Genomic DNA, 25,210 nt, shown 5'->3' on the forward strand with positions numbered 1-25,210 from the left:
CCCTTAGATGCAACGAATGCGGAGGGGCAATTCAGGCGGATATGCGTCGTCGGTTACAGATCAGGTGACAGAACATTAACTTTCCCTTACAACTAGAAGCCTTGTTGATGAGCACTTGAACAGAATATTCATGCACTCACTTTGCATTTGTATTTTCTAACAGAAACACTCCGGGGACGCAAGGAGGAGCTGATGGCCAATCTGGATTTTTTTTCACTTTATAAGAATATTATTGCGATTCCCTCTATCAGCAGCACGGATCCTCGCTGGGATCAGAGCAACGAGGCGGTGATCCGGCTGCTGGCCGACTGGTTCGGCCAGCTCGGCTTCCAGTGCGAGGTGACGGCATTGCCCGACCTGCCGGGCAAATTCAATCTGGTGGCGACCTATGGCCAGGGGGAAGGGGGCCTGCTGCTGGCAGGTCACACCGATACTGTGCCGTTCGACGAGGGAGGCTGGAGCAAGGATCCCTTCAAGGTAACCGAGGAGGGCAACCGCCTGTACGGGCTCGGCACCATCGACATGAAGGGCTTCTTCGCCTTTATCGTGGAGGCGCTGAAAGATATTGATCTGACCACCCTCAGCAAGCCGCTACGCATCCTGGCCACCGCCGACGAGGAGACCACCATGGCGGGGGCCCGCGCCATCGCCGCGGCGGCCGAGATCAAACCCGACTATGCGGTGATCGGTGAACCGACCGGTCTGGTGCCCGTAGTGGCTCACAAGGGCCACATGTCGGAGGCCATTCGCATCACAGGCCGAAGCGGTCACAGCTCGGATCCCGCCAACGGCGTCAACGCCATGGAGATCATGCACAAAGCCATGGGCCAGGTGCTCAAACTTCAGCAGGATCTCAAGGATCGCTATGCCGACCACAGATTCGCCGTGCCCCAGCCCACGTTGAATCTGGGCTACATCCAGGGGGGCGACAGCCCGAACCGCATCTGCGGCTGCTGCGAGCTGCACATCGACATGAGGCCCACCCCTCAGGTGGGACCGGATGAACTGATGGGCCTGCTGAAAGAGGCGCTCTCCCCCATCGAAGTTCACCAGCCGGGCTGCCTGCACCTGCAACACCTGCACGAACCCATTCCGGCCTATGCCTGCGAGGACGGCTCCGATCTGGTACGCGAGGCCGAGCGGGCGAGCGGTCGGGCCGCCGAATCCGTGAACTATTGTACCGAGGCCCCCTTTATCCAGCAGTTGGGATGCCAGACCATAGTGATGGGCCCGGGCCATATCACTCAGGCCCATCAGCCCGATGAATACCTGGATCTCTCGTTCGTCAAACCGACCACGGCGGTGCTGCAGCACCTGATCCGGCGTTTCTGCGCCTAGGTCGAGGGGAATGTAAGTAAGTTACATGACATGCCGCCTCGGGACAGGTGAGGGAAATACATGTTCTGAATCGGCCTGTTATTTGACCTTGCGCAGACAATCTGGGTAGATTGTCCCCCTAAGATGACGGAGCATATGTTGTAATCGCACAACAATAAGTGAGGCTGCCTCTCCCCTCGGAAGGTCAAGGGGCACCAACCAAATAAGGATGTGGAATGAACGAAAAGTACGCCGCCCTACGGGCCAACGTAGGCATGTTGGGCCAACTGCTGGGGAAGTCCATCAAGGATCATCAGGGTCAAGCCTTCCTCGACAAGATTGAGACCATTCGTCAACTGGCCAAGTCCTCCCGCAAGGGCAACGAGTCAGACCGGGAACGCCTGCTAGAGACCCTGCGTACTCTCTCCGATGACGAGCTGCTGCCCGTGGCCCGCGCCTTCAGCCAGTTCCTCAATCTGGCCAACGTGGCGGAGCAGTTCCACACCATCTCCCGCCGCTGCGAAGAGCAGGAGTGCACGCCGGACCCGCTTGAGCAGATGTTTGCCAAGCTAAAAGCCTCCAACCTCTCCCAGGAGGCCATCATCCAGGCGGTACGCGAGCTGGACATCGACCTGGTGCTGACCGCCCACCCCACCGAGGTGACCCGTCGTACCCTGATCCACAAGCACGTGCAGCTCAACGACTGCCTGGAAGCGCTGGAGCTCTCCGATCTGCTGCCCCGCGAGCGGGACAAGATCCTCAATCGCATCGAACAGCTGGTCAATCAGGCCTGGCACACCAACGAGATCCGCGAGCAGCGTCCGACCCCGGTGGACGAAGCCAAGTGGGGCTTCGCCGTGGTGGAAAACAGCCTGTGGCCGGCCATTCCCGAATTCATGCGCAATCTGGACGAGCGCCTGCAACACCACCTGGGTGTGCGCCTGCCGCTGGATGCCGCGCCGGTCAAGTTCACCTCCTGGATGGGCGGTGACCGCGACGGCAACCCCTTCGTCACCGCCAAGGTGACCGCCGAGGTGCTGGAGCTGGGCCGCTGGATGGCGGTCAACCTCTTCTACCGCGACATCAAGGAGCTCACCTCCGAGCTCTCCATGGCCGACTGTACCGAGGCCGTGCGCGCCCGGGTCGGTGACAACCCCGAGCCCTACCGCGCCCTGGTGCGCGAGCTGCGCGAGCAACTGCGCGAGACCCAGGAGTTCCTCACCGCCAAGGTGCAGGGTCAGGCGAGCGAGAGCCGCGATCTCATCAAGACCACGGCCCAGCTGCGCGAGCCGCTGGAGCTCTGCTACCACTCCCTGCACGCCTGCGGCATGGGCAACATCGCCGACGGCATGCTGCTGGACGTGCTGCGCAAGCTGGCCTGCTTCGGCATCCATCTGGTCAAGCTGGACATCCGCCAGGACGGTGAGCGTCATGGTCAGGTCTTCTCCGAGCTGACCCGCTACCTCGGCATGGGTGACTACGCCGAGTGGAGCGAGGACGACAAGCAGGCCTTCCTGCTCAACGAACTGAACTCCCGCCGCCCGCTGATCCCCACCGACTGGGCACCGAGCGACGAGACCCGCGAGACCATAGACACCTGCCGGGTGATCGCCGGTCACGACCCCGATGCGTTCGGCATCTACATCATCTCCATGGCCGGTGCACCGTCCGACGTCTTGGCGGTGCAGCTGCTGCTGAAGGAGGCGGGTTGCAAGTTCCGCATGCCGGTCGCCCCGCTGTTCGAGACCCAGGAAGATCTGATGGCAGGCACCGCCGTGATGGATCGCCTGCTGTCGGTGGACTGGTATCGCGGCTACATCCAGGGTCGTCAGTACGTGATGATCGGTTACTCGGATTCCGCCAAGGACGCGGGCATGATGGCCGCCGGCTGGGCCCAGTACGCCGCCATGGAATCCCTGGTGGGGCTGGCTGAAGCCAACAACATCCGCCTGACCCTGTTCCATGGCCGTGGCGGTACCGTCGGTCGCGGCGGCGCCCCCGCCCATCAGGCGATCCTGTCCCAACCGCCGGGATCCCTGCGCGGTGGTCTGCGGGTCACCGAACAGGGCGAGATGATCCGCTTCAAGTTCGGCCTGCCCAAGGTCGCCATCCACAGCCTGAACCTCTACACCAGCGCCGTGCTGGAGGGGAACCTGCTGCCGCCACCCAAGCCCAAGGAGTGCTGGCGCGCCGTGATGGAGCAGCTGGCCACCGTCTCCTGCGATCACTACCGCAGCATAGTGCGCGGCCATCCGGACTTTGTGCCCTACTTCCGCGCCGCCACCCCGGAGATGGAGCTCGGCAAACTGCCGCTCGGTTCCCGTCCCGCCAAGCGCAAGCCCAACGGCGGCGTCGAGAGCCTGCGCGCCATCCCCTGGATCTTCGCCTGGACCCAGAACCGGCTGATGCTGCCGGCCTGGCTCGGTGCCCACAAGGGTCTGCAGCAGGCCATAGATGACGGTCAGAAGAGCGTGCTGGACGAGATGAGCCGCCAGTGGCCTTTCTTCCGCACCCGTCTCGAGATGCTGGAGATGGTGTTCCTCAAGGCCGACCTCTGGCTGGCGGAGTACTACGACACCCGTCTGGTGCCCAAAGAGCTGTGGGCCCTCGGCAAGCAGCTGCGTCAGGAGCTCTCCGACTCCATCCAGGTGGTGCTGGAGCTGCGCCCGCAGGGAGACCTGCTGGACGACCAGCCCTGGATAAAGGAGTCCATCAAGCTGCGCAACCCCTACACAGACCCGCTCAACGTGCTGCAGGTCGAGCTGCTGGGTCGCTCGCGCAAAAACCCTGAAACTCTGCACCCCGAGCTGGATCAGGCGCTGATGGTCACCATCGCCGGTATCGCCGCCGGCATGCGCAACACGGGTTGATGGCCAGGCCATCAAGCACCTCTTCCTGATATAAAAGGGCGCCTATATGGCGCCCTTTCTGTTTCTGCTGTCCAGCCAGCCTAGGCAATCCGGTTGCGTCCGAGGCGCTTGGCCTCGTAGAGGCGCTGATCCACGCACAACAACCAGTCATCCATGCAGCGGTAGCTCATCTGATAGGGGGTGAGGCCCAGGCTGATGGTGACGGTGATCGTCTGGTGTTGATACAGGAAGCTGTGCTGCTCGACCAGTTGCCGGATGCGCTCCATGATGGCGCGAGCCTCCTCCAGGGTGGTGCCGCGCAGCAGCATGATGAACTCCTCCCCGCCAAACCTCGCCACCAGATCCTGGCTGCGCACCGCCTGCATCAGCAGACGCGCCAGCTCCTCGAGCACAGCATCCCCGGCAAGGTGACCATGCTCATCGTTGATCTGCTTGAAAAAGTCGATATCGATGAGGACCAGGCAGCAGGCTTCTCCCTCGGCCGGATGGCGCTGGATATGATCGAGCAGGACATTCGCCTGGGTGAAGAAGCTGCTGCGGTTGGGCAGCTTGGTGAGAAAGTCGTGCTCGGCGTTGAAGCGCAGCACCCGCTCCATCCGGCTGCGCTCATCCTCCAGATTGCGAGCGTGGATCAGGGTGCCAAGCGCCGTGGTGAGCGGTTCGAGCTGAGTCACCAGGGTTTCGTCGAAGCCACAGGGACGGTTCGCCAGGGCGATCATCCCGATGGCCTCCCCCTTGTGGCGGATGGGGATGCCGAGAAAACTGTCCAGACGGGGGTGCCCCCGGGGGGAGACGCCGCGACTCGCCGGATGACTCGGCAGATCGTTGCAGCACACCAGGGTGTTGTGGGTCACCACGTGGCCGAACAGGTTGTCGAGCTTGCTGAAGATGAGGCCGCCCCGGTTCTGGCGTTGCTGCTCGTACCAGGCGTGGGTCGCATCGTCCCAGGAGACGTTCGAGATGGAGGGGATGTAGAGGCTGGGCAGCCCCTCCTCGTACTGGACGATGCCGATGAAGCCATAGGTGCTCTGGCTGACGCTCAGCAGCCGCTCGAACACGGTGTCGCAGGCGGATGCCAGGTTGCGGTCGAGCAGAAAGCTCTGATGGGCGGCCACGACGATGTCGAACAGCTGGCTCTGCTGCTCGACCCGTTGCTTGGCCAGCACCTCGGAGGTGATGTCGTGGGCCAGCTTGATCACCCCGAGCAGGGCCCCCGCTTCGTCGGTGATGGGCATGTAGGTGGCATGGATCCAGAGGGTACCGCCATCGTGCATGACGCGGCGAAACTCCCCCGAGTGGATCTCGCCCTTCAACACGCCCTGCCAGAAGCGTCCGTACTCGGCGTGCAGCTCCGGCGGCAACAGCAGCAGATGGGACTGGCCGACCAGCGCATCGGGGGCATAGCCGAACATGCGGCAGAACAGCAGGTTGACCGACACCATGCGGCCATCCAGATCGAACTCGACCATGCCGTAGGTCCGGTCGAGGGCGGTCAGCCGGGCCAGGGCCTCATAACGATCGAACGTGTCGATATCGCGAGAGCGGATTGCTGGGGTATTCATGGCTACGATTCCTTTCGATCGCCATCGCATCGCGGTGGAATGCGGGAACAAGAGCTCAGATCATAGGATCCGGCATCCGGTTGCGCGAACAGAGGCCCCCATGGGGGGTGAAGGCTGACACTTGCCACATCTGGCCCTCGGGCGCAGACTGTCTGGCCTTGTTCCGGCCCGAGGAGACCCCATGACACCCGCCATCAACCTGCTGAAGAAGCTGAAAATCCCCCACAAGCTCTATCCCTACGAGTGCGAAGCCCACGACGATTTCGGCAAGCATGCCGCGACCCAGCTCGGCCTGCCCCAGGCTCAGGTGTTCAAGACCTTGCTGGCTCACCACGACAAGCAGGCGGTGGTCGCCATAGTCCCCTCCTCCGGCATGTGCAGCCTCAAACAGCTCGCCAAGGCCACCGGCCTCAAGAAGGTGGAGATGATGAAGCCGGCCGATGCCGAGAAGCTGACCGGCTACAAGGTGGGCGGCATCAGCCCGCTGGCCCAGAAGAAGTTGTTGCCGACCGTGCTGGACGACTCCGCCATGGCGTTTGACGAGATCCTGGTGAGTGGCGGCAAGCGCGGCCTCTCGGTCGGGGTGGCGCCCGAGGACATGGTGCGCCTGATGAAGTGGATAGCCGCCCCCATCGGCGAGCACCATGAATGAGTTCACTCATCAAGCAACATCCAGCATGAGAGAGGCCCCGCAATCGGGTCCTCTTGCGTTTTGCCCTTCAGGCCCAAGGGACCACAGGCTTATGGCGTCACCCGGCAGGCGGCGGTGAGCTCGGAGAGGCGCAGCCGCTGGCGCCCCTGCTCGTCGAAGTTGGCATCCGCCAGCCAGGGCTCGAAACAGCCCTTCAAAGCGGGCCACTCGCCGTCTATCACCGAGAACCAGGCGGTATCCCGGCTGTGCCCCTTGTCCACCCGCGCCTGGCGGAACGTCCCCTCATAGCAAAAGCCGAGCCGCAGCGCCGCCTGCCAGGAGGGCCGGTTCAGGGCATTGCACTTCCACTCGTAGCGGCGATACCCCAGGGCGAAGGCATTGGCCATCATCAGCGCCATGGCCGCCGTCGCCAGCCGCGACTGCTGCAGGGCCGGCGAGAAGTGCAGCCAGCCCACCTCCACGCTGCCCGCGGCGGGGTCGATGCGCAGGTAGCTGGCGAGCCCCAGCGCCCGGCCGCTCCTCTCATCGACAATGGCATAGAACTGGGGATCGGCCTTGGCGGCGACCCCTCGCAGCCAGGCCAGCATGGCCGCCTCATTCTCGAAGGGGCCGCTGGTGAGGTAGGTCCACATGGCCCCGCTGTCGGCACAGAAGGCCTGCCACAGGCTGCCGCCGTGGCGCTCGGGATCGAGCGGTTCCAGGCGACAGCCCCAGCCGCTCAGCACCCGATGAGGAGGGAACTCGGCGCCCCGCCAGTCGGGCAGAGACTCCCCCAGGGGTTGGCCATGGCCGTTGAAGAGGGATTCAGCAGGCACAGGCGATCCCCCCTTCCAGCAAGACGCCGGCCTCGCTGCCGGTGGCGACGGCGAAGCCGTCCTGGCGCCACCAGTGCAGGCCGCCGATCAGCTCCTTGACCCGAAAGCCCAGGGCCGCCAGCTTGTACGCCCCCTGGGTCGAGCCGTTGCAGCCGATGCCATCGCAGTAGCAGACATAGACCCTGTCCCGCGACAGCCCCTGGGTGGTCGCCGGGCTCATGGTGCGATGGGGGAAGGAGATGGCACCGGGAATATGACCCTCGGCGTAGTGCGCGGGGGAGCGGGTGTCGATGACCACTATGCTGCCCCTCTCGTCCGCCTCCCCGGCCAGCAGATCGGCGGCGAGATCCGCCGGATCGGTGCGAAACTTCAACTGGGCCTCGAAAAACGCGCTGGCCTCCAGCGGGCTCGCGACCCCGGTACTCAATACATGACTCATCCTGAACCTCCTTGTGATTAGAGCGCTATCTCTGTGGTGACGACTGTGTTGACCGAGTTGGCGATGAAGCACTCCTCGTGGGCCTGATGGTGCAACCGCTCCAGCGCGGCGAGATCGGGCCGGCGTTCGCCGCCAAACCGCACCCTGGGGCGCAGGGTAACCCGGGTAATGGACTGGCGACCTCGCTCGTTCTGCTCCATGACGCCGACGGCCTCATCCCGGTAGCTCTCCACCAGATAACCCGCCCTGGCGACCAGCCAGAGGAAGGTCAGCATGTGACAACTGGAGAGGGATGCGACGAAGGCCTCCTCGGGATCCACGTGCTCGGCCACCGACCAAGGCAAGGGCACCACATGGGAGGAGGAGGCGGGCACCCTGACTCCACCGTCAAACGCCCACTCATGGGCCCGGCTGTAGCGCTGATCGACAAAAGGCTCGCTGGCCCCTCGCTGCCAGCTGATGGTGGCGCTGTATTCCGACATGCAGACTCCTTCTGTAGCCAATGGGATTGCTTCACTTCCTTGCCCACCAATGTAGCGACAAAATGGCCTTGCCACGCCGACCAATTTTGCCAATATGGGCAGACCAATTTATCCGCAACGGGAAGTGCCATGACAGTCCTGCCGACCCTCTTTGCCGACCAGCAACAAAACGATCTTCCCCTGCACGAACAGCTGGTGCGCACCCTGCGGGAGGCGATATCCGGATGGGGGGGCCATCTGCCCCGCCCCCGCGGAGGCCAATCATGACAGTCCTGCCAACCCTCTTTGCCGACCAGCAGCAAAACGATCTTCCTCTGCACGAACAGCTGGTGCGCACCCTGCGCGAAGCAATATCCGGATGGGGGGGCCATCTGCCCCGGCCCCGCGGAGGCCAATCATGACAGTCCTGCCAACCCTCTTTGCCGACCAGCAGCAAAACGATCTTCCCCTGCACGAACAGTTGGTGCGCACCCTGCGTGAGGCGATATCCGGATGGGGGGGCCATCTGCCCCGCCCCCACGGAGGCCAATCATGACAGTCCTGCCAACCCTCTTTACCGACCAGCAGCAAAACGATCTTCCCCTGCACGAACAGTTGGTGCGCACCCTGCGGGAGGCGATACTGGCGGGTCATCTGCCGCTGCACGGCAGGCTGCCGGCCAGCCGCATGCTGGCCCGGGATCTCGGCATCTCCCGCAGCACGGTGGAGCTGGCCTATGGCCGACTGGAGGCGGAAGGGTATCTGGTGCGCAAGGTGGGGGCCGGCAGCTTCGTCGCCCTGGCGGCGGTGCGCCCCGCTCCGCGCCCGCCCCAGTCGGCGGCGGGGCTCTCACGCCGTGGTCAGGAGATGGCGCAAGGGGGGGCTTGCCACGAGGTGCCCGAAGTGGGCAACTCCTTTGCCTCCAGCCAGCCGGATCCCCGCCTCTTTCCCCAGGCACTCTGGGGTCGCCTGATGCAGCAGCAGTGGCGTCAGGGGGCCAGCGACTGGATGAATTACGGGGATCCGCAAGGGCTGGCCACGCTGCGCGCCGCCATCAGCAGCTACCTGGTACAGTCGCGGGGCGTGGTGTGCGAGCCGGAGCAGATCCTGATCCTCACCAGCTCCCAGCAGGGCATATTGCTGGCGACCCAGCTGCTCATCGATGCCGGTGACACCGTCTGGGTGGAGGATCCGGGCTATCCCGGTGCCCGCACCGCCATGGAGAGCGCCGGCGCCCGCATCCACCCGGTGCCGGTGGACGAGGAGGGGCTCAACCCCGCCGGTGAACACCCCAGCCCCAGGCTCATCTACTGCACCCCGGCCCACCAGTACCCCCTGGGCGTGCCCATGAGCCTGCCGCGCCGCATGGCACTGCTGGCGGAGGCCGAGCGGCGCGGCACCTGGATCCTGGAAGACGACTACGACGGGGAGTACCAGTACGATCAGCGGCCGCTCCCCGCCCTGCAGGGGCTGGATGGTCAGGGGCGCGTCCTCTATGTGGGCACCTTCAGCAAGGTGCTGTTTGGTTCCTTGCGCCTCGCCTACCTAGTCTTGCCGCGCCCCCTGATGGAGGCATTCAGCCGGGCTCGCGCCGCCGTCGACGGCCACAGCAACCAGTTGCAGCAGGCGGTCACCGCGGACTTCATCCGCGCCGGCCACTTCGCCACTCACCTGCGCCAGAGCCGTCTCGTTTACCAGAGCCGGCGGGATCTGCTGCTGGCCGAGCTGGCCGAGCACTGCCCAAGGCTCACCCCCGTCCACAGCGGCGCCGGGTTGCAGTGCGCCGTGCTGCTCCCCGCCGGGGGAGAGGCCCGCTGGACTGAGGCGGCCAACGCCCGGGGGTTGGGGCTGCGCCCCTTGCGTCAGTATCACCTCGCCCCGCCCACCCGGGAGGGCTGGTTGCTCGGCTTCGGCTGTCTCGACAACCAGACCCTGCGCCAGCTGTGCCGCCAGCTGGGCGCCCTGATGGAATCGGTCTGAGGTTAGGCCAGAAGAGCCCGGGTCCCATCATCACACTCTGCTGCCTGTTGAGGTCGCAGATAAATGCCGTCTGAGGCCAGGCCCAGAAGTCAGAGGCGTCCGGCCCCCACAATCGCACTGTGTCCCCAGTCGGGTTCGCAGGTAAAAATCGTCTGAAGCCAGGCCCAGAGGTCAGAGGAGCCGGGGCCAATAGCGCTGTGTAGGCAGGGGGCCCCGAACTATAATGGGCACAATCCCGTTGTAGAACCCGGCCAAGATGCATCGACTCCTGCTCCTCACGCTCTCCCTCTTTTCCTCCCCGATGGCGGCCACCCGATTTACCCTGCTCAGCCCGGAGAATGAACAGGATGCCCGCATGGACTACTACCGGGAGGCGATGCGACTGGCGCTGGAGAAGACCCGCCAGCAATATGGCGACTACGAGCTGCACGACTCCCTCAAGATGAACAAGGCGCGGATGCGGCTCGAGGTGCAAAAGCCGGGCAGAAATGCCCTCTTCATCATCGACAACTGGCCCCAGAAGACGCCTCACCCAGAGGTCAGCCGGATCCCCTTCCCCATCGATCTCGGCATTCTCGGTTACCGGGTCTGCTTCGTCGGCGCCGACCGTGCTGAGGCGCTGGCCGGGGTCCGCACCCTGGCACAACTGCAGGCGTTCAGTCAGGGAAGTGGCAAGGGGTGGCAGGATGCCGATATCTTGCGCCACAACGGCTTCCAGGTGCAGGAGGTGGACAACTACGAGTCGCTGTTTCGCATGGTGGCCCGGGGCCGGGTCGACCTCTTCTGTCGCGGTGCCAACGAGATACTGGCGGAGTGGGAGACCCACCACCCCAGGTTGCCGACCCTCGCCGTCGATCGCCATGTGATCCTCTTCTATCCCTTGATCCACGCCTTCTACAGCCATGTCACCTACCACAAGGAGCGCGAGCGCATCCAGCTCGGTCTGCGGCTGGCCTGGCAGGACGGCTCACTCCAGCGGCTCTGGCGCCAGCACTTCCAACCCTCCCTGGCGTTCACCCAACTGACCTCGCGCCAGCTGTTCAGGCTGAGCAACCCCCAGTTGCCCGCCGAGGGGAGCGACTACAGATCCTATCTCTATGATCCGGCCCGGGATACCTTCGGCATGCCTCCCGACGACAAGACGGGCAAGGTCGGCAAGTAGCGCCTAGCCCCGCGCCCCCTGCTCTCGACACAGGGCGAGCCAGGCCTCGGCAGTGCGGGAGAGGTAACGTTTCGCGGGCCAGATCACCCCGAGTCGCCAACTCAGCTCCGGCAACAGGGGACGCAACACCAGGCCGTCCGGCGTCAGTCGCCGACAGATGGGCTCGGGCAAAAAGGCGACCCCCATGCCGCTGCGCACCATGGCGGTGAGAAAATCCCACTGGCTGCTGCGCGCCGCCACCTGGGGCACGAAGCCCGCCTGCTGACAGGCCTGCTCCAGTCGCTCGCTCAGGGTGAAGGCCTGGGTGTAGAGCAGGAAGGGCTCCTCCTGCAGATCCGCCAGCCGGATCTCGCTGCCCCCACACCAGCGGGGCAGGTCCGGCAGCACCACCTGTATGGGATAGCAGTCCAGCTCCAGCGCACTCAGTACCCCCTCTTCCCTGGTCGGCAGCATGGTGATGGCGAGATCCAGCTCCCCCTCCAGCACCGCCTGCTCGATGCGGCGCCCGCCGTACTCGACAATCGAGAGCTCCACCCTGGGATAGCGGCTGCGGTAGGCGCGGATGAGATCCGCATAGACGTGACCCACCATGGGGGGTATGCCGAGCGCCAGGCGCCCATGCTGCAGGCTCTGCAGATCCGCGAGCTCCGCCTCCAGCTGCTGCATCTGGGCCAGGATTAGCTGGCCACGGGCAAACAGCACCTGGCCGCTGTCGGTCAGGGTGAAGCTGTGTCCCTCCCGATTGAGCAGGGGCTGGCCCAGCTCCTCCTCCATGTTGCGGATCATCTTGCTGATGGTGGGCTGGGTGACGAACAGCTTCTCGGAGGCGCGGGTGAAACTCTTCTCCCGCACCAGTTCGACAAAGTAACGCAGGGCTCGGATATCCATGGGACGCTCGTCTGGGGTGATCGCCAAATAATGCCAATTTGGCATATTTTTCATAATTTAAATTCATTTTTTGCAGGTTTAGCCCCCGCTTATACTGTGACCAGGTTCACAGAAAGACGCCCATCATGAAAGCCTTCTGCCTTCGCTGGTTGCAAACCCCCTTCCAAATCGCCCTGCTGGCGGCCATCTGGCTGCTGGCCGACACCGCGGTACGCACCTTCCACCTGCCCCTGCCCGCCAACCTCACCGGCATGCTGTTGCTGCTGGTCTGCATCCTGCTCGGGGTGGTCAAGGCCCAGTGGTTCAGCGCCGGAGCCCGCTGGCTGTTGGCAGAGATGCTGCTGTTCTTCGTCCCCGCCGTGGTAGCCGTGGTCAACTATCAGGAGCTGCTGCTGCAGGAGGGGTGGCGCATCATGGTGGTGCTGGTGACAAGCACTGTGCTGGTGCTCGGCACCACGGCCCTGGTGGTGGACAGGGTCTATCGCCTGGAGCTGAAGCTGGCCCGCCGGAGCCGCCGCCATGTCTGACACCCTGCTCGGCCTGCTCTGCTTCGCCCTCACCCTGCTGTTCTACTACGCCAGCAAGTGGCTCTATGGCAAGAAGCGCATCCTGCCCCTGATGCCGCTGCTGCTGGCCCCCGCCCTGCTGGTGGCCGTGGTGGTGCTGTTCAACATCCCCTATCAGGACTACATGGCCGAATCCCACTGGCTGCTCTGGCTGCTGGGTCCGGCCACCGTCGCCTTCGCGGTGCCCGTCTACGAGAACCGCGAGTTGATGCGCCGCCACTGGCTCTCCCTATCGGTGGGAGTGATCGCCTCTGTGGTGATGGCGGTGGGCAGCACAGTGCTGCTGGCCCGCTGGCTGAACCTCTCCGAGCTGCTGCAGCGCAGCATGGCCATGCGATCCATCACCACCCCCTTCGCGGTGGAGGCGACCCGCTCCGTGGGTGGCAACGCCGATCTCACCGCCCTGTTCGTGGTGCTGACCGGGGTGATCGGCATGGCGGTGGGGGAGAGCGTGCTGACGGTGCTCGCCATCCGCAGCCGCCTCGGCAAGGGGGCGGGCTTCGGCGCTTCCGCCCACGGCGCCGGTACCGCCCGGGCCTATCAGATGGGCAACGAGGAGGGGGTGGTCTCCAGCATGGTGATGATGATAGCCGGCATGGCAACTGTGCTGCTCGCCCCCCTGCTGGGCAAGTTGTTCTGGTAAGGCATTGCGACCCCCAACGAGAAGAGGCGCCCTTGGGCGCCTCTTCTTTGTATCATCCACCAGTCCCTCACAGGCTGGCGCAGATCTGCCACAAGTCGTACTGAATGGCAGCTGCCGTCACCTCGCGCCCCGCCCCCGGCCCCTGAATGACCAGCGGATTGGTGCGATAGCTGTCGCTCTCGATGGCAAACACGTTGTCGCAGGGCAGGAGGTTGGCGAACGGATGGTGGGGCTCCAGGGTCTCCAGCCCGACCCGCGCCTTGCCGTCGTGCTCGAAACGGGCGACGTAGCGCAGCACCTTGCCGACCCGGCGTGCCCCCTCGAACGCGGTCTGGATGGGATCATCCAGCTCCTTGAGCCTGTCCATGAACTGATCCGTGCTCACCTTGCGCAGGGAGACCGGCACCAGGTTCTCCAGCTCGATGTCGGCGGAGTCGAGCTCGAAGCCCGCCTCCCGCGCCAGGATGAGCAGCTTGCGGCGCACGTCCTGACCGGAGAGGTCCTCCCGGGGATCCGGCTCGGTCAGACCGTGCTGCCAGGCCTCGTCCACCAGCTCGGAGAAGGGGCGGCTGCCGTCATACTGCTGGAACAGCCAGGAGAGGGTGCCGGAGAAGATGCCGGAGACTCCCTGGATGCGATCCCCGCTCTGGCGCAGCATCTGGATGCTGGACTGGATGGGCAACCCGGCCCCCACGGTGGCGTTGTAGCGCCACTGCACCTGATGATCGCGGCAGCTCTGCTTGATGCGCTGGTAGAACTCGCTGTCGGCGGCACCGGCAAACTTGTTGGCCGCAATGATGTGGCAGCCGAGCTGGGCGAAGTCCGGGTAGTAGCGGCTCACCGTCTCGCTGGCTGTCATGTCGAGCGCGATCAGGGAGTCAAAACCGTGCTGCTCCAGCTGGGAGAGCAGCTCCGGCCAGATCAGCGGCTTGGGATTGAAGTTGTCACGCACCTTGAGGGGATCCAGCCCCTCCTCATCCAGCAGGCCTCCCTTGGAGTCGAACACCCCGTAGAGGGTGAGCGCCAGATTGAGCTCGTGCTCGAGCCGCGCCTTCTCCCGGGCGTAGAGGCTGAGCCACTGACCCCCTATGTTGCCCTTGCCGAACACCACCAGACCGACCCGGGTCGGACGGCTGAACAGGGCGCTGTGCAGGGCGATAAGCAGGGGCTCCAGCACCACCTGGCGCAGCACGGCCACCAGGCTCAGGCCGTCTCTGGCCACCTGGACGAACTCCAGCGGCTGATCCGCCAGCAGTTGATAGAAGCGGTGACACTGCTCGGCGTTGTCGGTCACCCCTGCGCCCACCAGGGCCACCAGACTGAACCCTTCCTTCTGGATCAGGCCTGTGAAGCTTCCCTGCAGCTGGAAGTCCCGCAGCACCTCGAAGGCCCCTTGTGCCACCTCCAGGGTATAGGCCAGACGCAGGATCCGACGATCCGGCTGGCGCTGCAGGGTGAGCGGGTGGAGGCGATGGCGGGCCAGATGGGCCTCGATGGCGGCCACCGTCTGCTCATAGCCGGTCTGGGGCAGCACCTTGAGCTCGATGAGGGCAATCTGATCCACCGAGGAGACGATGCGGGCGCCGCCGGAGCGGGGGGCGCGGCGCAGGATATGGGTGCAGCCTTCGTCCGGGTTGTAGCTGCAGCGCAGGGTGAGGCGCTGGCGGCTGTCGGCCACCGGTTGCAGGGTGCGGGAATGGAGCACGGAGGAGCCGAGACGGGCCAGCTCGTTGGCTTCCGCCAGACTCAGGCGCTCCAGCAGACGGGCTTCTTTGACCCGACGCGGGTCGGCGCTGTAGACCCCGGCTACGTCGCTCCAGATGGTGGTGGACTCCCCGTCCGCCAGGGCGGCAAGCAAGCTGGCGCTGTAGTCGGAGCCGTTGCGACCGAGCAGCAATGAGCGCCCCTCCATGTCGGCGGCGATGAAGCCGGTCACCACGATGCGGCCGGGGTGTTCGACCAGACGGGCCTTGAGCAACTCGCTGGAGATGGCGGTGTTGACCTTGACCAGGGCGCCATCCTCGGCGCGCAGGAAGCTGCGGGCGTCGAGCCAGATGGCCTTGTCGCCGCGGCTGGTGAGCAGGGCGGCCAGCAGGCGCGCCGACCACACCTCGCCAAAGGCAAGCAGGCCATTGCGCGCGAAGCGATCGAACTGCCCCTCCAAGGTCTTGGCGATCAGTTGCATGTCGTCGGTCAGCTGCTGGCTCAAGTCGAGCTGCAACTCTCCCTCCAGCAGACCGTCGATCAGGCTCTGCTGATAGGCGTGCAGGGCCGTGATGGCTTCGCCCGCGGCCTCATCACCCGCCTCGGCCAGCTCCACCAGCTGGATCAGCCGGTTGGTGGTCTTGCCAGCGGCGGAGACCACCACCAGTTCCCTGCCCCCGCCCTGCTGCTCGGCCTGTTGTTCGAGAATGCTGGCGACCCGGCGATAGCAGACAGGATCCGCCAGGCTGCTGCCGCCAAACTTGTGCACATGACGCCGCTTCAAGGCTCTCTCTGCCGCCACCGCACTCTCTCCTTGCTGTTGCTGTTCCATTACTTCACCTGTTCTGCCTGTTGTGCCAACTGCGCCTGTTCAAAGCCTTGAGCCAGATCGGCCACCAGGTCTTCACCGTGTTCTATGCCCACCGAGAGGCGCAGCAACTGGGCGCTGATGCCCGCCGCCTGCTGCGCCGCCGGGGTCATGGCCCTGTGGGTCATGCTGGCCGGATGGGCCACCAGACTCTCCACCCCGCCGAGGGATTCCGCCACAGAGAAGAGACGCAGCGCCGCGAGGAAGGCGCGCAGCCCCGTCTCGTTGCAATCGAGTTCAAAACTTAGCATGGCGCCGAAACCGGACTGTTGACGGCGCGCAATCTCGTGGCCCGGGTGGCTCGGCAGGCTGGGGTGATAGATTTTTTTGACCAGCGGCTGCTGCTGCAGGAAGGCCAGGATCCTGTCCGTGTTCTCCTGATGGGCACGCAGGCGCGGCGCCAGGGTGCGCAGGCCACGAAGGGTGAGGTAGGAGTCGAAGGCACCGGAGGTGAGTCCCAGACAGTTGGCCCACCACACCAGAGACTCGGCCAGCTCGGCCTCCTTGGCGATCGCGACCCCGCCCACCACGTCGGAGTGGCCGTTGATGTACTTGGTGGTCGAATGCACCACCACGTCGGCCCCCAGCGAGAGCGGCTGTTGCAGCAGCGGGGAGAGGAAGGTGTTGTCCACCACCACCCTGGCACCCACCTCATGGGAGGCGGTGGCGATGGCGGCCACGTCCACCACCCGCAGCAGCGGGTTGGAAGGGGTCTCTACCCACACCAGGGCCGGCTGCTGCGCCAGCGCCTCGGCGAGCGCCGACTCGTCCCCCTGATCGACGAATTGCACCCTGTAGTGGCCCTTGGCCGCCAGATACTCGAACAGGCGCCAGGTGCCGCCGTAGCAGTCGTGGGGGGCGATCAGCAGATCCCCCGCCTTGAGCAGGGCCGTGGTCACCAGGTGAACGGCTCCCATGCCGGTACCGGTCACCACGGCGCCGGCGCCCCCTTCCAGGGCAGCCAGAGCGTCCGCCAGATTGGTGCGAGTCGGGTTGCCCGAGCGGGCATAATCGTATTGACGGGGCTCGCCAAAGTCGGCAAAGGTGTAGTTGCTGGAGAGGTAGATGGGGGGCACCACGGCACCGTGTTGTGTGTCTGTCTCAATCCCGGTGCGTACCGCCAGGGTGGCCTTGTGGGTCATGTCACTCTCCTTGATGTGTTGCCGGAGCCGGTCCGCCTCGTGGGTCGTCCTGCCCCGCTCTCATTTGCGCTGGCCGGAGTGCCGGTCCATGGTGCATCACACTACGCCACCTTAAAAAAGCCGTCAACACTTCTAGACGTCTAAATGGCTTTGCTGTTGGATTGCCATTGAGATCCTTAAGGGTTAAAATCCGCGCTCACGGCCAAACGAGAACAGGTGGAACATGGGTACAGAGTGGAACGGCGACTACGTCAGCCCCTATGCGGAGCACGGCAAGAAGAGCGAACAGGTCAAGAAGATTACTGTCTCGATCCCGCTCAAGGTGCTGAAGGTGTTGACCGATGAGCGCACCCGTCGCCAGGTGAACAACCTGCGTCATGCGACCAACAGCGAGCTGCTCTGTGAGGCCTTCCTGCACGCATTCACCGGTCAGCCGCTGCCCTGTGACGACGATCTGCGCAAGGATCATCCGGACAGCGTCCCCGCCGAGGCCCGCGCCATCATGGAGGCGCTCGGCAAAGAGATCGAAGATTTCGACGCCGAGTAATCCGGTGGCCCATGGCACATAATCCCCCCTCTTCGATGACGCGGCCCGGTGCCGCGTCATCCTTATCCGCCCACTGCCCGTTCAGCCTGCGCTGCTACCAGAGCGACATCAGCAGCCACAGCCACGACTTCGCCCAGCTGGTGATCCCCCTGGACGGCCCCCTCGAGATCGAGGTGCAGGGCCAGGGACGTCGCCTCGCGCCTGGCTTTGCCTGCGTCATCGCCCCCGGTCTTCGCCACGACTACGCCGCCGACCCGGCGCTCTCCTTCCTGGTGCAGGAGAGCCACTGGCTGCCGGAGGCCCTTGGCGAACGCCACTTCATCCCCCTGGACGAACCCCAGCGCCACTACCTCGCCTTCCTGCATCAGATGGTGCGCCAGGGTCGCCATGTAGCCGGCATGGAGCAGGTCTGGCTGGGCCTCCTGGCCCAGAGTCAGGGCATGGGCCCCACCCTGGCCCCCCGCATGACAAGAGTGCAGCGCCATATCGAGGCCAACCTTGCGGCTGCACTGACCAATCAGCAGCTCGCTGCTGTTGCCTGCCTCGGCCAGAGCCAGTTCAAGTACGCCTTTCGCCAGCAGTTCGGCATGAGCGCCTCCCACTACATTCGCAGTCGGCGCATGGCGCTGGCACGCACCCTGCTCGCCCAGACCGCCCTGCCCATAGGCGAGGTGGCCAGCCGCTGCGGCTATCAGGATCAGGGAGCCTTCGCCGAGCGTTTCCTGGCCGAGACGGGCCTCACCCCCTCCCGCTGGCGCCAGCAAAACGGCCCGCAGCCATAACAGTCCGGCCCCTTGCCGAAGACAGGGGCTGTCGTTTCGAGGCATGCTGGGGTCAATGCAAGGTGTGTGAAAGGAGGAGCCAAGATGCAGACCATAAGCTGGCAGCAGTTCGAGATGGTGGAGCTGAGAGTGGGCACCCTGGTGCGGGTCGAGCCCTTCCCCGAGGCGCGCAAGCCCGCCTACAAGGTGTGGGCGGATTTCGGCCCCGAGCTCGGGGTGCGCAAGAGCAGCGCCCAGATAACGGATCTCTATCAACCGGAGGATCTGGTGGGGCGCCAGATAGTCGCCGTGGTGAACTTCCCGGCCAAGCAGATAGGTCCCATCCAGTCGGAGTTTCTGCTGACCGGCTTCTACCGGGCCGATGGCGCCGTGGTGATGGCCATCCCGGAGCAGGCGGTGGAGAACGGCGCCAAGCTGGGCTGAGACACTGTGCCCCATGAAAGAGAAGAGGCGACCCCGGGGTCGCCTCTTCTCTTTTTAGCCATCGCGCCGCTGTTACTTCAGCAGGCTGAAGAGCAGGGCCGAGACCGAGAGCGAACCGGTCAGCAGGATGAAGCCGTTCACCCAGCCGTGACGGAAGCGGGCCAGCGCCTCCACCTTGTAGATGGCCACCACCGGCATGATGAAGAGGATCATGGCGATGACGGGGCCGGAGAGGGTCTCCATCAGGCCGAGGATGCCGGGGTTGATGACAGCCGCCCCCCAGATGGCGAAGAACATCAGGGCGATGCCGAGCCGGTCCGCCTTTGCCAGCGACAACCCTGTGGGCTTGGCGATCAAGCTTTTCAGGCTCTCCCGGGCGCCGAGGAAGTGGCCGAGGAAGGAGGAGCTGATGGCGATGAAGGCGATGAGCGGCCCCAGGGTCACGATCACAGGGTTGTCGGTGATGTTGGCGAGGTAGGAGAGCACGGAGACGTTCTGGGCCTTGGCCTCGGCCAGCTGGGCCGGAGAGAGGCTCAACACGCAGGAGAAGACGAAGAAGAGCACGAAGCCCACCAGCATGACGGTGGTGTTACGCAGGATCAGGCCGCTCTTTGCTTCAGCCTGCTCGCCATATTCCCGGCGCTGCACGTTGGCAAAGCCGGAGATGGCGGCAGCGTGGCTGAAGGCGAACACTGTGACCGGCAGCGCCAGCCAGACGGTGTTGAGGAAGCTGGCCCCCTCGAACGCGGTCACTTCCGGCCAGTGCCACTGGGGGATCAGATAGCAGGAGAGTGCCGCCAGAATGGCCGCCAACGGGTAGACCATGAAGGCGAAGGCCCGCAGCATCGCCTTCTCCCCCGCCATCATCACGGCGATCATGGCGAACACCAGCAGGCCGGAGAGCATCACCCGGTTCGGGGCATCCATGCCGAGCTGGTTGATCATGAAGCTCTCCACCGTGTTGGTGAGCCCGACCCCGTAGATGAGCAGGATCGGGAAGATGGAGAGGAAGTAGAGCGCCGAGATGAGGCGACCGGCCATCTTGCCGAAGTGCTCCTCGGCCACCTCGGTGAAGTCGGCGTGGGGGCGGGAAGAGGAGAGCACGAAGCGCGCCAGCCCGCGATGGGCCAGGAAGGTCATGGGGCCGGCCAGCACGGCGACGATAACGAGGGGCCAGATGCCCCCCAGACCCAGGTTGATGGGGAGGAAGAGTATGCCGGCGCCAACGGCGGTGCCAAACAGGCTGATCACCCAGTGGGTATCGTGGCGGCACCAGCCAGTGCGGGTGATGGATGGGGAACCAGATAGCTCCCGGGTGACCTCTACAGATGAACTCATTGATAAACCACTTATATATAGTATTAAAATCTAAAAATATTGTGCTCCTTTAGCATTTAATTCTCAAAAAACGGCATTGGCAGATCTCACTGGCAAAGCCAGGTTCAGCCAGTGAGATTGGGCGGAATTTCCAGTCCACCCTGTTCGGTTAAACCTTTAAACGGCGAATTACGCGAAATATAAAACCAAAATATAACCACTGGTCGATTTTTTATTTCGACCAATGCGAAGTTTTCAGAATTACCTGAAAATAGATGCCAGCACTTTGGGTTTGATTGTGATGATCCACTACAGCAATCCATTTAAGTAGCGAATACACCTGAATATGCCGTGGCAAGCCAGCGGATCACACCAAGCAATCAGGCGGCCACGAGGCCGCCTGATTGGATGAGCTGGCTATATTTCAACCGGCTCAGTGAGTCAGGATCTTGCCCCAGGCGAGATCCGGGTCCCCCATCACGATGAAGTCAGGGTTCTCCAGCGACTCGGTTTCGTTGTAGCTGAGCGGCTGCAACGCCAGGCTGAGGATGCGCCCCCCCGCCGCCTCGACGATGCACTGGGCGGCGGCGGTATCCCACTCGCCGGTGGGGCCGAGCCGCACATAGCAGTCTGCCGCCCCTTCCGCCACCAGGCAGGACTTGAGGGAGCTGGAGCCAAGCGGGATCAGCTCGTAGTTGATGGCCGGGTTGAGGCGGCGGGTCAGGTTCTCCAGCTTCTGGCGGCGGCTGATGGCTACCACCAGGGAGTCCGGCTGGTCGTGCTCGTGGTGCATGGCGCTGATGGGGTACACCTCGCCGTTCACCTCCTTGAAAGCGCCGTGGCCGCGCACCGCCCAGTAGAGCACGTCGGCCTCAGGGGCATAGATGACCCCGAGCACGGGCACATTGTCCCGCACCAGGGCGATCAAAGTGGCGAAATCACCGCTGCCGGCGATGAACTCGCCGGTGCCGTCGAGGGGGTCCACCAGCCAGTATTGCCGCCAGTTGGCACGCTGGCTGAAGGGCACATCGGCCGCCTCTTCGGTCAGCACGGGCACATGGGGGGTGAGCGCCGACAGCGCCTGCTTGAGGTAGGCATCGGCAGCAAGATCGGCACTGGTGACCGGGGTCGCATCCTCCTTCAGCTGACGCTCGAACTGACCGCCGTGATAGATTTCGTGAAGGATACGTCCCGCTTCGCGGGCTATCTCCTTGACCCCAGGTATCCAGGCCAACAACTCCTGCATCTTGTTATCCTCTGTTTTTATTACCTTTACCCACGCTTGGGCTAGCTTTCCTGCTCCGCCAGCCATTTGCTGGCCAGCAGCAGGGCACTGATGCTGCGCGACTCGGTGAAGTCGGGTCGCGCCAGCAATTCGTCGATGCGATTGAGGGGCCAGGGGATCACCTCGAGGGGCTCGGGCTCGTCGCCCACCCGCTGCTCGGGGTAGAGATCCCGTGCCAGCAGTATGTCCATCCGGCTGGAAAAATAGCCGGGAGCCAGGGAGACCTGCTTGAGAGGGATCAGGTCACGGGCCCCGAAGCCCGCCTCCTCCATCAGCTCCCGGTTGCCCGCCTCGAAGGCATCTTCGCCCGGATCGATCAGCCCCTTGGGAAAGCCCAGCTCGTAGGAGTGAGTGCCCGCCGCGTATTCGCGCACCAGCAGCAGGGTGTGGGCATCGAACAGGGGCACCACCATGACGGCACCCCGGTTGCCGCCGCGCATCCGCTCGTAGACCCGCTCCTCCCCGTTGCTGAATTTCAGGTGCAGGGATTCCACCTTGAACAGCCGACTCTCGGCCACCAGCTCGGCCTTGATGATCTCCGGCTTGCGCTTGTCGTGGGCCATGGCCTCGACGCGGACGTGTTCGGGTTTGCACTTGTGGGGGTCACTCATCTGGGCTGACTGCTCGTTAAAAAAGAGTGCTTCAAGAGTAAACGACTCCCCGAGGGAACACCACGGGGCAAGGGCCGGAAAGGTGCCTGAAAAATCCGTTATAATGCCCCCCGTTTTCCCCACCCAGTCCGACACAAAGAGGCCTCATGCCCACCCCACTGCCCTGGCACCAGATAGACACAGTTCTGCTCGACATGGATGGCACCCTGATCGACCTTCATTTTGACAGCCACCTCTGGCAGCAGCTGGTGCCCGAACGCTACGCCGCGCGCCTCGGCCTGCCGCTGGCCGACGCCAAGGCGCAGATCGATGCCCACTATCAGGCTGTCAGCGGCACCCTCGACTGGTACTGCGTCGATTACTGGAGCCGGACCCTCGGACTCGACATCCGCGCCCTCAAGCAGGAGATACTGGACAAGATCCAGTGGCGGCCCCACGTCATCCCCTTCCTGGCCGCCCTGCGGGCGGCGGGCAAGCAGCTGGTGCTCTTCACCAATGCCCACCCCGCCAGCCTGTCGGTCAAGGATGCACGGCTGGGGTTGGCTGACCACCTGGATCTCATGGTGAGCACCCATGAGCTCGGCTGGTCGAAGGAGAGCCAGCACTGCTGGCAGGCGCTGGCAGAACAACTGGCATTCGATCCGGCCCGCACCCTGTTCGTCGATGACAGCGAGCGGATCCTGCGCGCCGCCGCCGACTACGGCATCGGCTATCAGCTCGCCATCCAGAACCCGGACAGTCGCCAGCCGGAGCAGCAGATTACCGCCTTCCCGGCGATCCGCGACTACGCCGAGTTATTGCCGCTGGCCGTGTGAATCGGCATTTTTCGCATCAATGGGGAAGCCACAGACCCCATGAGCAAGCGGACAAGCAAAAGGACTGCCCAGGCAGTCCTTTCTCATGGATATCGGGGGAGCTAGTCCGCCCACTCCACCAGCCGGTACTGCTTCTTGCCCCGGCGCAGCAGCAGGTAGCGGCCAAACAGCCGATCCACTGCACTTAGCCGTTCATCCTGTCTTATGCCGCCGTTGAGGCTGATGGCGCCCGCCCCCAGCAGCTCCCGGGCGATGTGCTTCGAACTCGCCAGGCCGCTCTCCACCAGCAGGGTCACCAGATCCGTTTCCCCCTCGATATGGCAGCTCGGCATACCATCCTGCGCCAGCTGGGCCAGATCGCTTTCGCCAAGGCGGGCCACGTCGCCGCTGAACAGCAGCTCGCCGATGCGCCGCGCCGCCGCCAGTGCCCCCTTGCCGTGCACCAGTTCGGTCAGCTCGTCCGCCAGCACCTGCTGGGCCTGCTTGCGCCCCTGCCGACCCGCATCTTCGACTTCCAGCTCCCTGATGGCCGCCAGCGGCATAAAGCTGTAGTAGCGCAGGAAGCGGTAGACATCCTCGTCCGCCGTGCCGAGCCAGAACTGATGGAAGGCGTAGGGCGACGTGAGCGCCGGATCCAGCCAGATGGCGCCCCCTTCCGTCTTGCCGAACTTGGTGCCATCTGCCTTGGTGATGAGGGGCAGCGTCATGCCGTGAACCTGGGTCTGATGCAGCCGCCGCGTGAGATCCATGCCGCTGGTGATGTTGCCCCATTGATCGTTGCCGCCGATCTGCAGGGTGCAACCGAGACGCTGGTTGAGCACGGCGAAGTCCTGGGATTGCAGCAGGGCGTAGGAGAATTCGGTAAAGGAGATCCCTTGATCCGGGCGGGCCAGCCGCTGGCGCACCGATTCGCGGGCCAGCATGGCATTGACCGAAAAGTGCTTGCCGATGTCCCGCAGAAAATCGAGGGCCGACATCTGCCCCATCCAGTCGGCGTTGTTGACCAGCACAGGGGCCGCCAGCCCCTCGCTCGCGGGCAGCAGCGCCCGGATCTGGGCGGACAGGCTGGCCACCCAGCCCTGCACCCTGTCCGCGCTGCTGAGGCTGCGCTCGGTCGCCTTGAAGCTGGGATCGCCGATGAGACCGGTGGCGCCCCCCACCAGGGCCACTGGGGTGTGACCCGCCAGCTGGAAGCGGCGCAGCATCAAGAGCGGCACCAGATGACCGATATGCAGGCTGCTGGCAGTGGGATCGAAGCCACAGTAGAGGGTGCGCGCCTGGGCGAGGTGGGCGGCCAGGACCGCCGGGTCCGACATCTGGGCCACCAGGCCGCGCTCGGTAAGGTCAGTGAGCAAATGGGGGTCGATCATGGGGTCTCCAACAGCAGGGGAAAGTCGCCATACTCGCCCCTATGGCTCGGGGCGGATATGTCCCCCAGGGGATAGTTTTGCCACTCTCGTGCTAGCATCCCGCCCATATCGGGGAGCCTGCCCCCGCCATCCGGAGCCCGTCGCCATGAGCCAGCCCCTCGCCACAGACTCGCTGCCCCAGAGCCTGACCGCCGTCGTCGATGCCCTGCACAGCCCGGCCTTTGCGGCGGCCCTGGTGCGCCTCATCCAGCAGCAGGTGGCATTCGACTGCGCCCTGCTGCTCGGAGTGGGGCAGCGCCCGGTCTACCTCCATGACAACTTGAGCCACCAGCGGGCCCTGCTGTTTGATCGCTATCTCACCAGCCACTTCAGCCAGGATCCCTTTATGCAGGCCCTGGAACAGGGTCTGGGGGCCGGTGTATGGACCCTGGCGCAGGTGTCTAAGGGGCGGCTGGATCCCGAATATCGCCACCATTTCTATCAGGCCACCGGCTGGCAGGAGGAGGTGGGGCTGATCCTGCCGGTGCGTGACGGGTTCACGCTAATGCTGTTTCTGGGTCGTCTCGACAAGCGCCAGGCCCTGCGCCCGGACGAACGGGCCCGGCTGGAGGCGCTGTTTCCGCTGGTGCATTCCCTGTGTCGCCAGCAGTGGCGAGAGGCGGTACCGCTGCTGGCCCAGAACCCGGCCCGGCCCGATGGCAGCGACCTCAAGGCGACGGTGGAGCAGGCCATCGCCAGCGTGGGCGGAGACAGGCTAACTCGCCGGGAGCGGCAGGTGGCGGGCCTGTTGCTGCAGGGGCTGGACACGGAGGCAATCGCCGCCGAACTCGGCATCGGCAGCGGCACCGTGAAGAATCACCGCAAGCACCTCTACGGCAAGCTGCGGCTCGGCTCGCGCGCCGAGCTGTTCAACCTCTTTCTCAACCACCTCATCACCACGCCCTTGAGCCCCCTCCCACCAGAGGAGCCCGCCCCATAACGACAACACCCC

Annotated in this window: 23 protein-coding genes; 12 read left to right on the forward strand and 11 right to left on the reverse strand. The window is 64.4% G+C overall.

The window, feature by feature from the left end; all coding sequences use genetic code 11:
- Nucleotides 1-192 precede the first annotated feature (192 nt).
- Nucleotides 193-1,338 carry an acetylornithine deacetylase gene (gene argE / locus ACB039_RS04635; protein ID WP_323981391.1) on the forward strand — a complete coding sequence of 382 codons (1,146 nt, stop codon included), beginning with the start codon at nt 193-195 and terminating at the stop codon, nt 1,336-1,338.
- Between the two features lie 215 nt (nt 1,339-1,553).
- Nucleotides 1,554-4,187, forward strand: a complete 2,634-nt coding sequence (ppc, locus tag ACB039_RS04640) for a phosphoenolpyruvate carboxylase (protein ID WP_005324863.1) — start codon at nt 1,554-1,556, stop codon at nt 4,185-4,187.
- 80 nt (nt 4,188-4,267) lie between these two features.
- Here ppc and ACB039_RS04645 read toward each other — a convergent pair whose 3' ends face one another.
- Nucleotides 4,268-5,749: a diguanylate cyclase gene (locus ACB039_RS04645; protein WP_371165223.1), complete on the reverse strand. Its 1,482-nt coding sequence runs from the start codon at nt 5,747-5,749 to the stop codon at nt 4,268-4,270.
- Nucleotides 5,750-5,930: 181 nt separating this feature from the next.
- Here ACB039_RS04645 and ybaK point away from each other — a divergent pair, with 181 nt between their 5' ends.
- On the forward strand, nt 5,931-6,401 hold the full coding sequence (ybaK, locus tag ACB039_RS04650; protein WP_005324867.1) for a Cys-tRNA(Pro) deacylase: 471 nt from the start codon (nt 5,931-5,933) through the stop codon (nt 6,399-6,401).
- An 89-nt stretch (nt 6,402-6,490) separates the two neighbouring features.
- Here the strand turns inward: ybaK and ACB039_RS04655 are convergent, their stop codons facing one another.
- The 3 genes from ACB039_RS04655 to ACB039_RS04665 are packed head-to-tail and all read right to left on the reverse strand — an operon-like array spanning nt 6,491 to nt 8,137.
- On the reverse strand, nt 6,491-7,216 hold the full coding sequence (locus ACB039_RS04655; protein ID WP_371165224.1) for a GNAT family N-acetyltransferase: 726 nt from the start codon (nt 7,214-7,216) through the stop codon (nt 6,491-6,493).
- Nucleotides 7,206-7,655, reverse strand: coding sequence for a rhodanese-like domain-containing protein (locus tag ACB039_RS04660; RefSeq protein WP_043128472.1), 450 nt, complete (start codon nt 7,653-7,655; stop codon nt 7,206-7,208). The genes ACB039_RS04655 and ACB039_RS04660 overlap by 11 nt, the downstream gene beginning before the upstream one ends.
- 17 nt (nt 7,656-7,672) lie before the next feature.
- Nucleotides 7,673-8,137, reverse strand: coding sequence for an OsmC family protein (locus ACB039_RS04665; RefSeq protein ID WP_371165225.1), 465 nt, complete (start codon nt 8,135-8,137; stop codon nt 7,673-7,675).
- Nucleotides 8,138-8,668: 531 nt separating this feature from the next.
- Here ACB039_RS04665 and ACB039_RS04670 point away from each other — a divergent pair.
- Both ACB039_RS04670 and ACB039_RS04675 read left to right on the forward strand, forming a co-directional pair.
- Nucleotides 8,669-10,096 (forward strand): PLP-dependent aminotransferase family protein, encoded by a 1,428-nt coding sequence (locus ACB039_RS04670; RefSeq protein ID WP_371165226.1) that lies wholly within the window; start codon nt 8,669-8,671, stop codon nt 10,094-10,096.
- A 256-nt stretch (nt 10,097-10,352) separates the two neighbouring features.
- A complete protein-coding gene (locus ACB039_RS04675; RefSeq protein ID WP_371165227.1) occupies nt 10,353-11,258 on the forward strand; it encodes a hypothetical protein in 906 nt (301 codons plus the stop codon).
- 3 nt (nt 11,259-11,261) lie between these two features.
- On the opposite strand, the gene ACB039_RS04680 is transcribed toward ACB039_RS04675, so the two are convergent.
- Nucleotides 11,262-12,146, reverse strand: coding sequence for a LysR substrate-binding domain-containing protein (locus ACB039_RS04680; RefSeq protein ID WP_371165228.1), 885 nt, complete (start codon nt 12,144-12,146; stop codon nt 11,262-11,264).
- Nucleotides 12,147-12,271: 125 nt separating this feature from the next.
- Between ACB039_RS04680 and ACB039_RS04685 the strand changes: the two genes are divergently transcribed.
- Both ACB039_RS04685 and ACB039_RS04690 read left to right on the forward strand, forming a co-directional pair.
- Nucleotides 12,272-12,673 (forward strand): CidA/LrgA family protein, encoded by a 402-nt coding sequence (locus tag ACB039_RS04685; protein ID WP_139751557.1) that lies wholly within the window; start codon nt 12,272-12,274, stop codon nt 12,671-12,673.
- A complete protein-coding gene (locus ACB039_RS04690; protein ID WP_043128483.1) occupies nt 12,666-13,355 on the forward strand; it encodes an LrgB family protein in 690 nt (229 codons plus the stop codon). Before ACB039_RS04685 ends, ACB039_RS04690 begins: the two co-directional genes overlap by 8 nt.
- A gap of 67 nt (nt 13,356-13,422) precedes the next feature.
- Here ACB039_RS04690 and ACB039_RS04695 read toward each other — a convergent pair whose 3' ends face one another.
- A complete protein-coding gene (locus ACB039_RS04695; protein ID WP_263684609.1) occupies nt 13,423-15,891 on the reverse strand; it encodes a bifunctional aspartate kinase/homoserine dehydrogenase II in 2,469 nt (822 codons plus the stop codon).
- Nucleotides 15,891-17,069 carry a cystathionine gamma-synthase gene (metB, locus tag ACB039_RS04700; protein ID WP_043128488.1) on the reverse strand — a complete coding sequence of 393 codons (1,179 nt, stop codon included), beginning with the start codon at nt 17,067-17,069 and terminating at the stop codon, nt 15,891-15,893. The genes ACB039_RS04695 and metB overlap by 1 nt, the downstream gene beginning before the upstream one ends.
- Nucleotides 17,070-17,292: 223 nt before the next feature.
- Between metB and metJ the strand changes: the two genes are divergently transcribed.
- The 3 genes from metJ to ACB039_RS04715 all read left to right on the forward strand — a co-directional run bounded on the left by metJ (nt 17,293) and on the right by ACB039_RS04715 (nt 18,821).
- Entirely contained in the window at nt 17,293-17,616 is a 324-nt protein-coding gene (gene metJ, locus ACB039_RS04705) for a met regulon transcriptional regulator MetJ (RefSeq protein WP_005327165.1), read from the forward strand.
- Between the two features lie 35 nt (nt 17,617-17,651).
- Nucleotides 17,652-18,398 (forward strand): AraC family transcriptional regulator, encoded by a 747-nt coding sequence (locus tag ACB039_RS04710; RefSeq protein ID WP_263684620.1) that lies wholly within the window; start codon nt 17,652-17,654, stop codon nt 18,396-18,398.
- Nucleotides 18,399-18,482: 84 nt separating this feature from the next.
- Nucleotides 18,483-18,821 (forward strand): tRNA-binding protein, encoded by a 339-nt coding sequence (locus tag ACB039_RS04715; RefSeq protein WP_005327160.1) that lies wholly within the window; start codon nt 18,483-18,485, stop codon nt 18,819-18,821.
- 72 nt (nt 18,822-18,893) lie between these two features.
- Here ACB039_RS04715 and ACB039_RS04720 read toward each other — a convergent pair whose 3' ends face one another.
- The 3 genes from ACB039_RS04720 to nudE all read right to left on the reverse strand — a co-directional run bounded on the left by ACB039_RS04720 (nt 18,894) and on the right by nudE (nt 22,034).
- Nucleotides 18,894-20,159 carry an aromatic amino acid transport family protein gene (locus ACB039_RS04720; RefSeq protein WP_263684608.1) on the reverse strand — a complete coding sequence of 422 codons (1,266 nt, stop codon included), beginning with the start codon at nt 20,157-20,159 and terminating at the stop codon, nt 18,894-18,896.
- A gap of 412 nt (nt 20,160-20,571) precedes the next feature.
- Nucleotides 20,572-21,384 carry a 3'(2'),5'-bisphosphate nucleotidase CysQ gene (gene cysQ, locus ACB039_RS04725; protein WP_139433953.1) on the reverse strand — a complete coding sequence of 271 codons (813 nt, stop codon included), beginning with the start codon at nt 21,382-21,384 and terminating at the stop codon, nt 20,572-20,574.
- 41 nt (nt 21,385-21,425) lie between these two features.
- Entirely contained in the window at nt 21,426-22,034 is a 609-nt protein-coding gene (gene nudE / locus ACB039_RS04730) for an ADP compounds hydrolase NudE (protein WP_005327154.1), read from the reverse strand.
- Between the two features lie 146 nt (nt 22,035-22,180).
- Here nudE and yrfG point away from each other — a divergent pair, with 146 nt between their 5' ends.
- Nucleotides 22,181-22,849, forward strand: coding sequence for a GMP/IMP nucleotidase (gene yrfG, locus ACB039_RS04735; protein WP_371165229.1), 669 nt, complete (start codon nt 22,181-22,183; stop codon nt 22,847-22,849).
- Nucleotides 22,850-22,950: 101 nt separating this feature from the next.
- On the opposite strand, the gene tyrS is transcribed toward yrfG, so the two are convergent.
- Complete coding sequence (gene tyrS / locus ACB039_RS04740; protein ID WP_371165230.1) at nt 22,951-24,219, reverse strand: tyrosine--tRNA ligase; 1,269 nt, start codon at nt 24,217-24,219, stop codon at nt 22,951-22,953.
- 145 nt (nt 24,220-24,364) lie between these two features.
- On the opposite strand from tyrS, the gene ACB039_RS04745 reads away from it, so the two are divergent.
- Nucleotides 24,365-25,198 carry a LuxR C-terminal-related transcriptional regulator gene (locus ACB039_RS04745; RefSeq protein WP_371165231.1) on the forward strand — a complete coding sequence of 278 codons (834 nt, stop codon included), beginning with the start codon at nt 24,365-24,367 and terminating at the stop codon, nt 25,196-25,198.
- The last annotated feature ends 12 nt before the right edge of the window (nt 25,199-25,210 follow it).

Source organism: Aeromonas sp. S2(2024) (assembly GCF_041402505.1).
Taxonomy (GTDB): domain Bacteria; phylum Pseudomonadota; class Gammaproteobacteria; order Enterobacterales; family Aeromonadaceae; genus Aeromonas; species Aeromonas media.

What these genes read in the sequence shown, in the direction of transcription:
- nudE (WP_005327154.1), bottom strand. Translation starts at nt 22,034, where the DNA reads ATGAGTGACCCCCACAAGTGCAAACCCGAACACGTCCGCGTCGAGGCC.
- ACB039_RS04675 (WP_371165227.1), top strand. Translation starts at nt 10,353, where the DNA reads ATGCATCGACTCCTGCTCCTCACGCTCTCCCTCTTTTCCTCCCCGATG.
- ACB039_RS04685 (WP_139751557.1), top strand. Translation starts at nt 12,272, where the DNA reads ATGAAAGCCTTCTGCCTTCGCTGGTTGCAAACCCCCTTCCAAATCGCC.
- metB (WP_043128488.1), bottom strand. Translation starts at nt 17,069, where the DNA reads ATGACCCACAAGGCCACCCTGGCGGTACGCACCGGGATTGAGACAGAC.
- ACB039_RS04715 (WP_005327160.1), top strand. Translation starts at nt 18,483, where the DNA reads ATGCAGACCATAAGCTGGCAGCAGTTCGAGATGGTGGAGCTGAGAGTG.
- ybaK (WP_005324867.1), top strand. Translation starts at nt 5,931, where the DNA reads ATGACACCCGCCATCAACCTGCTGAAGAAGCTGAAAATCCCCCACAAG.
- ACB039_RS04695 (WP_263684609.1), bottom strand. Translation starts at nt 15,891, where the DNA reads ATGGAACAGCAACAGCAAGGAGAGAGTGCGGTGGCGGCAGAGAGAGCC.
- ACB039_RS04680 (WP_371165228.1), bottom strand. Translation starts at nt 12,146, where the DNA reads ATGGATATCCGAGCCCTGCGTTACTTTGTCGAACTGGTGCGGGAGAAG.
- ACB039_RS04645 (WP_371165223.1), bottom strand. Translation starts at nt 5,749, where the DNA reads ATGAATACCCCAGCAATCCGCTCTCGCGATATCGACACGTTCGATCGT.
- ACB039_RS04745 (WP_371165231.1), top strand. Translation starts at nt 24,365, where the DNA reads ATGAGCCAGCCCCTCGCCACAGACTCGCTGCCCCAGAGCCTGACCGCC.
- ACB039_RS04710 (WP_263684620.1), top strand. Translation starts at nt 17,652, where the DNA reads ATGACGCGGCCCGGTGCCGCGTCATCCTTATCCGCCCACTGCCCGTTC.
- ACB039_RS04690 (WP_043128483.1), top strand. Translation starts at nt 12,666, where the DNA reads ATGTCTGACACCCTGCTCGGCCTGCTCTGCTTCGCCCTCACCCTGCTG.
- ppc (WP_005324863.1), top strand. Translation starts at nt 1,554, where the DNA reads ATGAACGAAAAGTACGCCGCCCTACGGGCCAACGTAGGCATGTTGGGC.
- ACB039_RS04720 (WP_263684608.1), bottom strand. Translation starts at nt 20,159, where the DNA reads ATGAGTTCATCTGTAGAGGTCACCCGGGAGCTATCTGGTTCCCCATCC.
- tyrS (WP_371165230.1), bottom strand. Translation starts at nt 24,219, where the DNA reads ATGATCGACCCCCATTTGCTCACTGACCTTACCGAGCGCGGCCTGGTG.
- ACB039_RS04665 (WP_371165225.1), bottom strand. Translation starts at nt 8,137, where the DNA reads ATGTCGGAATACAGCGCCACCATCAGCTGGCAGCGAGGGGCCAGCGAG.
- ACB039_RS04670 (WP_371165226.1), top strand. Translation starts at nt 8,669, where the DNA reads ATGACAGTCCTGCCAACCCTCTTTACCGACCAGCAGCAAAACGATCTT.
- metJ (WP_005327165.1), top strand. Translation starts at nt 17,293, where the DNA reads ATGGGTACAGAGTGGAACGGCGACTACGTCAGCCCCTATGCGGAGCAC.
- cysQ (WP_139433953.1), bottom strand. Translation starts at nt 21,384, where the DNA reads ATGCAGGAGTTGTTGGCCTGGATACCTGGGGTCAAGGAGATAGCCCGC.
- argE (WP_323981391.1), top strand. Translation starts at nt 193, where the DNA reads ATGGCCAATCTGGATTTTTTTTCACTTTATAAGAATATTATTGCGATT.
- ACB039_RS04660 (WP_043128472.1), bottom strand. Translation starts at nt 7,655, where the DNA reads ATGAGTCATGTATTGAGTACCGGGGTCGCGAGCCCGCTGGAGGCCAGC.
- yrfG (WP_371165229.1), top strand. Translation starts at nt 22,181, where the DNA reads ATGCCCACCCCACTGCCCTGGCACCAGATAGACACAGTTCTGCTCGAC.